At 62.5% G+C, this 7,349-nt stretch carries 7 protein-coding genes; all 7 read left to right on the forward strand.

Features of this window, described 5'->3' with window-relative positions:
• Nucleotides 1-593 (forward strand): CvpA family protein (locus Q0O40_RS14610; protein WP_295531443.1); only part of this gene is annotated, 593 nt, incomplete at its 5' end.
• Nucleotide 594: 1 nt separating this feature from the next.
• Nucleotides 595-1,014, forward strand: coding sequence for an iron-sulfur cluster assembly scaffold protein (locus Q0O40_RS14615; protein WP_295531446.1), 420 nt, complete (start codon nt 595-597; stop codon nt 1,012-1,014).
• 86 nt (nt 1,015-1,100) lie between these two features.
• Nucleotides 1,101-2,732 carry an MFS transporter gene (locus Q0O40_RS14620; RefSeq protein ID WP_295531449.1) on the forward strand — a complete coding sequence of 544 codons (1,632 nt, stop codon included), beginning with the start codon at nt 1,101-1,103 and terminating at the stop codon, nt 2,730-2,732.
• Nucleotides 2,722-3,783 (forward strand): alanine racemase, encoded by a 1,062-nt coding sequence (gene alr / locus Q0O40_RS14625; RefSeq protein WP_295531461.1) that lies wholly within the window; start codon nt 2,722-2,724, stop codon nt 3,781-3,783. The genes Q0O40_RS14620 and alr overlap by 11 nt, the downstream gene beginning before the upstream one ends.
• 87 nt (nt 3,784-3,870) lie before the next feature.
• Nucleotides 3,871-4,443 carry a polyhydroxyalkanoate synthesis repressor PhaR gene (gene phaR, locus Q0O40_RS14630; protein ID WP_295531452.1) on the forward strand — a complete coding sequence of 191 codons (573 nt, stop codon included), beginning with the start codon at nt 3,871-3,873 and terminating at the stop codon, nt 4,441-4,443.
• A gap of 78 nt (nt 4,444-4,521) precedes the next feature.
• Entirely contained in the window at nt 4,522-6,069 is a 1,548-nt protein-coding gene (locus tag Q0O40_RS14635) for an aminoacyl--tRNA ligase-related protein (RefSeq protein ID WP_295531455.1), read from the forward strand.
• A 37-nt stretch (nt 6,070-6,106) separates the two neighbouring features.
• The coding region (locus tag Q0O40_RS14640; protein WP_295531458.1) for a M20/M25/M40 family metallo-hydrolase at nt 6,107-7,349 on the forward strand (1,243 nt) is incomplete at its 3' end.

Consider the following 7,349-nt stretch of genomic DNA (forward strand, 5'->3'; position numbering starts at 1 on the left):
CGATGACCGGTTTTGATTATGTAGTGCTTCTGGTGATCGCGGTTTGCGCGATTGGCGGCTTTTTTCGGGGCTTTGTCGAGGAAGTGCTGTCGCTTGCGGCGTGGTGTATTGCGTTGATCGCGGTTCACACCTTGCATGAACCGCTGACCTTGTTCATCGCCCCCTATCTCAAGAACGAGACGGGCGCTGGTCTTCTTGCTTTTGCGCTGCTGATGATCATTCCGGCCATGGTCGGGCGTTTTGCCGCGCGCTCCATGGGCAGCGCCAGCCGCAATTCGCTGCTCGGGCCGATCGACCGGGTGCTTGGCTTCGGCTTTGGTGCCGTTAAGGGCTTCATCATCATGGTGCTGGCCTTTTCGCTCGTGGTGTTCACCTATGACGTGGTCTGGGGGCCTGATGGTCGACCGGCTTGGATTGCGCAGGCGCGCACCTATCCCTTCCTCAATGCGGCCAGCGAAGAGCTTATGACCATGATCGCATCGCGCCGGGCCGAGGCGGTAGATGCTGCTGCTGATAAAGCCAGCGAAGGCTCTTCCAAAGCCAAGCCGAGCAAGCAAAAGGCCAAGCGCAAACCTGCGCCTGTGGATGCCTGACATGGCACCGCGCGCGCCGGCGCTCTACACGCCCGCCATTCTGGGTGCCGCCGCCAGCCTTGCCGACTTTGCCTGGGACGAGAGCTTGCCCCTGAAAGGAGACGCACGTTCGCGCAGTTGCGGAAGCGCCATTGCGATGGCGCTGAGCATCGACGCTGCGGGGCAGGTTGTGCGGATCGGGATAAGGCCGCATGCCTGCGCGGTGGGACAAGCAGCGGCGCATGTCTTTGCGCTGCATGCGTCGGGGCTCACGCGCGATGAGATTTCGGGAGCTCGGGCAGGCCTTGCGGCGTGGCTTTCTGGCGAAGCACCTGCTCCGCCATGGCCGGGGATCGAACTGATCGCGGCGGCGCGCGCTTACCCTGCGCGGCACGGCGCGATCCTGCTGGCGTGGGATGCAGCGCTGGCGGCGCTTGCCTGAGGCGTGGACCCTTCCCCCCGCGCCGCCGCTTCGCTAAGGCCGCAGGCTATAAGCCGAATTGGGGGCAAGGAATGAGTTCAAACGCGATGATCGAACCCGGCGGCGCGGCAATGCCCGAACCCAGTGCTGCGGATATTCGCCTCGTCATCGCAGCAAGTTCGGCGGGTACCGTGTTCGAGTGGTACGACTTTTTCATTTACGGCACGCTGGGCGCGATCCTGTCCAAGGCGTTTTTCCCATCGGGCAACGCAACGCTCGAAATGCTTCTATTCTGGCTCGTGTTCGCGGTCGGTTTCGGCTTTCGCCCGCTTGGCGCGGTTCTGTTCGGCTTTCTGGGTGACAGGCTTGGCCGCAAATACACGTTTCTGGCCACCGTTATGCTGATGGGGGTGGCAACTGCAGGCGTAGGCTTGGTGCCTCCCGCCGCCACCATCGGCTATGCGGCGCCCGCGCTGATCATCCTGTTGCGGATCCTGCAAGGTCTGGCGCTGGGCGGCGAGTATGGCGGGGCGGCGGTCTATGTCGCCGAACACTGTTCGCCCGCGCGGCGCGGCTATTACACCAGCTGGATTCAGGCCAGCGTCATGGGCGGTTTCGTGCTGAGCCTGGTGGTGGTGCTCTCATGCAAAGCGCTGATGAGCGAGGACACCTGGAAGGATTGGGGCTGGCGGGTGCCGTTCGTGCTCAGTTTGGCGCTGCTGGCGATATCGCTGTGGATGCGCCTCAAGCTGTCCGAAAGCCCTGTGTTCAAGGCGATGAAGGCCAGCGGCGAACTGGCAGGCAACCCCTTTGTCGAGAGCATGACCTATCCCGGCAATCCGCGCCGCCTGTTCATCGCACTATTCGGCGTGGCCGCGGGGCTAACCGTGATCTGGTACACCGCCATGTTCAGCGGCTTGTCGTTCCTCAAATCCGCCATGCGGGTCGATGATACGACGGCTGAGATTCTGGTCGGGATCGCTTGTGTGATCGGCATGCCGTTCAATCTGCTGTTTGGGCATCTCTCCGACAAGCTCGGGCGCAAGCTTCCGATCGTGCTGGGCTATCTGGCCACCTTGCTGCTGCTGTTTCCAGCCTTCTGGCTGATTGGCGCGGCGGCCAATCCTGCGCTTGCGGACATGGCGCGCCGCGCGCCGGTCGCCGTGCAGGGCCCTGACTGCGCCTACAGCGCTTTTGCCGCCGAGCAGACAACGCGTTGCAGCAAGCTGCTTGCCGACCTCAGCTCATCGGGTGTGCCCTATCGCCTCTCGCGAGGAGCACGACTTTCGCTTTCCGCCGGAGACGAGGCTTTGCCGCTGGATCGTTATCCCTGGGACGCCAAGGGACCGGTGCGCGCGAAAGAAGTGCGCGGACTGCTCGAGAGCGCGGGGCATGACTTTACCAAAGTGAAGCCCGATCTGGCCCATGCGGCAGTGATTGTGCTCGGGCTGGTGGCGCTGATGGCGCTATCGGGCGCAACGTATGGCCCGGTGGCAGCACTGCTCGCCGAAATGTTTCCTGCGCGCATCCGCTATAGCTCAATGTCGATTCCTTATCACCTTGGCACCGGGTATTTCGGCGGGTTTCTGCCGTTTATCTCGGCGTTGATTATCGCGCGCACGGGCGATCCCTACGCCGGATTGTGGTATACTTGGGTTGTGGTCGTGATCGCGCTGGTGGTCGCCGCATGGGGCCTGAAGGGCGGAATGCCGCGTGACTTCGCTGATGATGCTGGCTGAGCCGCCTTCGCTGCTACCACCATCGCCGTTGCGGTTGAGGCTTGATCGTGATGCTCTTGCGGCAAATTGGCGCACGCTGGATCGTCTTTCCGGTCCTGCCGCGGCGGGCGCTGCGGTAAAGGCCAATGCTTATGGACTCGGCACCGCGCACGTCGTGCCGGTGCTGGCTGCAGCAGGGTGCCGCAACTGGTTTGTCGCGCATTGGCAGGAAGTGCCCGAATTGCTGCGCCATGTTCCTCCGGCACAAGTCGCGGTCCTGCATGGGCCGGGCACCGATGCGGATGCTGCTTATGCGCGTGCTGCCGGCGTTCGCCCGGTGCTCAATTCGATGCCGCAGGTGCAACGTTGGCTGTCCGCTGGCGGCGGGCCGTGCGATTTGATGGTCGATACCGGGATCAACCGCTTGGGGCTGGCGATGTCCGAGCTCGGCGATCCGGCGATTGGCCTGCTCGAGATCGATTGCTGCATGAGCCACCTCGCCAGCGCCGATGAGCAAAGCACGCAAAATTCCTTGCAGCTGGCAAGGTTCGGCGAGGTGGTTCAAGGGGTCACAGCAAAGCGCTACAGTCTGGCCAACAGCGCCGGTATCGGACTTGGGGCCGATTTTCATTTCGCGCTGACACGCCCCGGCATCGCGCTCTATGGCGGTGTGCCGACAAGCGCGCTGGCCGGGCGGATCGCCCAAGTTGCACGACCGCAAGCCAGTGTTTTGCAGGTGCGCAGCCTCGCAGCCGGCGAGCAGGTCGGCTACAATGCAACATTCACCGCAAGCAGGCCGATGCGGGTGGGCGTGGTCGCGATGGGCTATGCCGACGGTTTTTTGCGCTGCTGGGCAGGCAAAGATGTGTTCTTGTGGCAAGGAGAGAGACTGCCTGTACTGGGCCGCATATCGATGGACATGACAGTCGTCGACCTGTCGCGCGCGCATGATTGCGGCGAAGGAGACTGGCTTATGCTGGACTACACACTGCCCGAAGCGGCGGCCGAAAGCGGCTTGTCGCAGTATGAATTGCTCACATTGCTGGGGATAAGGTTTGCCCGTCAGTCGTGAATTCTGCTGCGTTCGCTAACCTTTGTTGCGCTGCACATACCGCATCTGCTATTGCAGTGGAAATCATAATGATAGGGTGCACTGTCCATGGGTCAGCAGGCGAAAGATGGCGAGACTGTCATCATCAAAAAATACGCGAACCGGCGCCTCTATAACACACGGACATCCAGCTACATCACGCTTGATCATCTTGCGCAGATGGTCAAGGAAAACACCGATTTTAAGGTTATCGATGCCAAATCCGGCAGCGATCTGACCCATACGATCCTGACGCAGATCATCATGGAAGAAGAGCAGAATGGCGAGCAAATGCTTCCCACCAATTTTCTGCGCCAGCTGATTTCGATGTACGGCAATTCGATGCAGGCCCTTTTGCCCAGCTACCTTGAAGCGTCGATGGATCACTTCCGCGAGAACCAGAACAAGCTGCGTAAAGCGATCGAGGATAGCATCGGAGCCAATCCGCTGGCGCAAATTGCCCAGCGCAACATGGAAATGTTCAAAGCAGCGGCAGCGGCCTTCGTGCCGGGCGCAAGTGCTGCGGCCGAGGCCAAGCCAGCGGCAGAGGCAAAGACGGGCGCAGGCGGCGGCAACGAGCTCGATGCCTTGCGCCAGCAAATGGCCGACATGCAGAAAAAGCTCGATCAGCTCTCGCAGTAAGGCTCACCTTAGGAATTGCGACACGGCAGACGCATTGAGCGGATTGCCCGAATCCTGTTTGCCGCTTAACCGGCAAGCATGAGCAAATCCCAGATCAAGCATGCGTTGCCGGTCACACGCGCCGAAGACTTCGCCCAGTGGTATCAGGCGGTGATCGCCGAAGCCGAACTCGCCGAGGAATCGGGGGTGCGCGGCTGCATGGTGATCAAGCCCTGGGGATACGGCATCTGGGAACGCATCCAGAAGCTGATGGACGAGAGGATCAAGGAAGGCGGAGCGGAAAACTGCTATTTCCCGCTCTTTATTCCGCTCTCATTCTTCACCCGCGAGGCCGAGCATGTCGAAGGCTTTGCCAAGGAAATGGCGGTCGTTACCCATCACCGGCTGATCAGCGACGGCAAGGGCGGGTTGATCCCCGATCCCGAGGCCAAGCTGGAGGAGCCGCTGATCGTGCGGCCGACCTCGGAAACCGTGATCGGGGCCGCGATGGCGCGCTGGATCCAATCCTGGCGCGATCTGCCGATGCTGACCAACCAGTGGGCCAATGTCGTCCGCTGGGAAATGCGCACAAGGATGTTTTTGCGCACCAGCGAATTCCTCTGGCAGGAAGGGCATACTGCGCATGCCGACGAGGCAGACGCGGTGGCGGAGACATTGCGCGCGCTCGAAATGTATCGCAGCTTTGCCGAGGACGTGCTTGCCATGCCGGTGATCGCCGGGGCCAAGCCTGAGAACGAACGTTTTCCAGGCGCGGTCGAGACTTATTCGATTGAGGCGATGATGCAGGACGGCAAAGCGCTGCAAGCGGGCACCTCGCATTATCTGGGCACCACTTTCGCGCGGTCGGCAGGCATTCAGTATCAGGACAAGGCCGGCACGCAGGCGCTGTGCCACACCACCAGCTGGGGCGTTTCGACGCGGCTGATCGGCGGGGTGATTATGACCCACGGCGATGACGATGGCCTGCGCACCCCGCCGCAGATTGCGCCGCAGCAGGTGGTGATCCTGCCGATGCTGCGCGACAACGACGGCGATGCGGCGCTGCTCGATTATTGCGCCGCGCTGCGCAGCGCCATTGCCGGGCACATGGTGTTTGGCGAAAAGGTGCGCGTCTTGCTGGACAAGAAGCCGGGCAAGGCCACCGCAAAGCGCTGGGGCTGGGTCAAGAAGGGGGTGCCCTTGATCCTTGAGATCGGCGGCCGCGATGCAGAAGGCGGGCAGGTATCAGTGCTGCGCCGCGACCGGCTCTGGCGCGAGGATGGCAAGGCCAATTTTATCGGCATGCCGCAAGATAGCTTCGTGGCCTCTGTCCCCGCCGAATTGGAAGCGATCCAGCGCGCCTTGTTTGACGAGGCGCTCGCGCGCCGCGACGCGCAAATCTCGCGCGAAGTGGCCGATCTGGCCGGGCTTGGCGCATTCTTTTCAGAGGACAAGGCTTTCCCCGGCTGGGCCGAGATGCAGTGGTCGCGCCCGACGGGGGCTGCGCTCGACAAAGTAGTCGAGCAGTTAAAGGCGCTGAAGCTGACGATCCGCAACACGCCGATGGGTGCAGCGCCGGTTTCGGGGGTCTGCCCGTTTACCGGCGAACCAGCGGTCGAGCGAATTCTGGTAGCGCGAGCTTACTGACCATTGCTGCGGGCCTTTCGCAAGCTATGGTGGCGCGATGACGAAACCACTTTTGGCATTGATTGCCGTCAGCATGCCCTTTGCCGCGCTGGCAGCCCCCGAGGACATGATCGCGCAGCAGCGGCTTGAGGCCGACGTTGCTGCGCTGGTCGGGTTTGGCACGCGGCATACGTTGTCCTCCACCACCGATCCTAAGCGCGGCATCGGCGCGGCGCGGGCATGGGCGGAGGCTGAGCTGCGCAAGACGTCGGCGGCATGCGGTGGTTGCCTCTCCATTGTTTTGCCTGCCCGGATGGTCTCGGGCGAGCGGATCAAGACACCGGTACGGATCGTCAATGTCGTGGCAATCCAGATGGGGAGCGAGCGGCCTGATGAGGTCGTGATCGTGCAGGGGCATATCGACAGCCGCAATTCCGATCCGCTCGATGCCACGCGCGATGCGCCAGGGGCTAACGACGATGGATCGGGCACCGCGCTGGTGCTCGAGGCAGCTCGGGTGCTCTCGCAGCGTAAGTTCCCCACCACGATCGTCTATGCGGTGCTTTCAGGCGAGGAGCAGGGGCTTTTTGGGGGGAAGCTGCTGGCCGACTATGCCGCGGCGCAAGGGTGGAAGGTCAAGGCGGTGCTCAACAACGACATCGTCGGCAATTCGCGCGGCTCCGACGGACTGATTGACGACGCCCATGTGCGGGTGTTTTCCGAAGGACCGCGCGCCGATGCGACCGACGCGCTGCGCAGCGCTCAACGGCGCAATGGCGGCGAGAATGACAGCCCTTCGCGTAGCTTGTCACGCTGGATTGCCGGGCTGAGCGCGGCGGATGCGGGCGGGCTGGCTGTGCGGCAAGTTTGGCGCGCCGACCGGATGGGCCGAGGCGGCGATCATTTGCCATTTCAGGAACTGGGCTTTCCGGCCGTGCGCTTCACAGTCGCAGTCGAGAATTACGAGCACCAGCATCAGGACGTGCGCACCGAAAACGGCAAGGCTTATGGCGATACCATCGACCGGATGGACTTTGCCTACCTCGCCAAGGTGACGGCGCTCAACGTGCGCGCATTGGCGGCGCTGGCGGCTGCGCCGATGCCGCCCAAGGCCACCGCAGAAGCCGCAGTGCAGACCTTTACCGACATTGTCTGGACGCCAGTGGCGGGCGCGGCCGGATACGCTGTGTGGCGGCGGCGCACCGATGCGCCGAGCTGGCAAGAGAAAGTTGGCGAGACCACGGCGGCGACCCGGCTGCGGCTTGACGGGGTGCGCGGCGATGACTGGATTTTTGGCGTAA

It is taken from the genome of Novosphingobium sp. Chol11, assembly GCF_945870625.1.
Taxonomy (GTDB): Bacteria; Pseudomonadota; Alphaproteobacteria; order Sphingomonadales; family Sphingomonadaceae; genus Novosphingobium.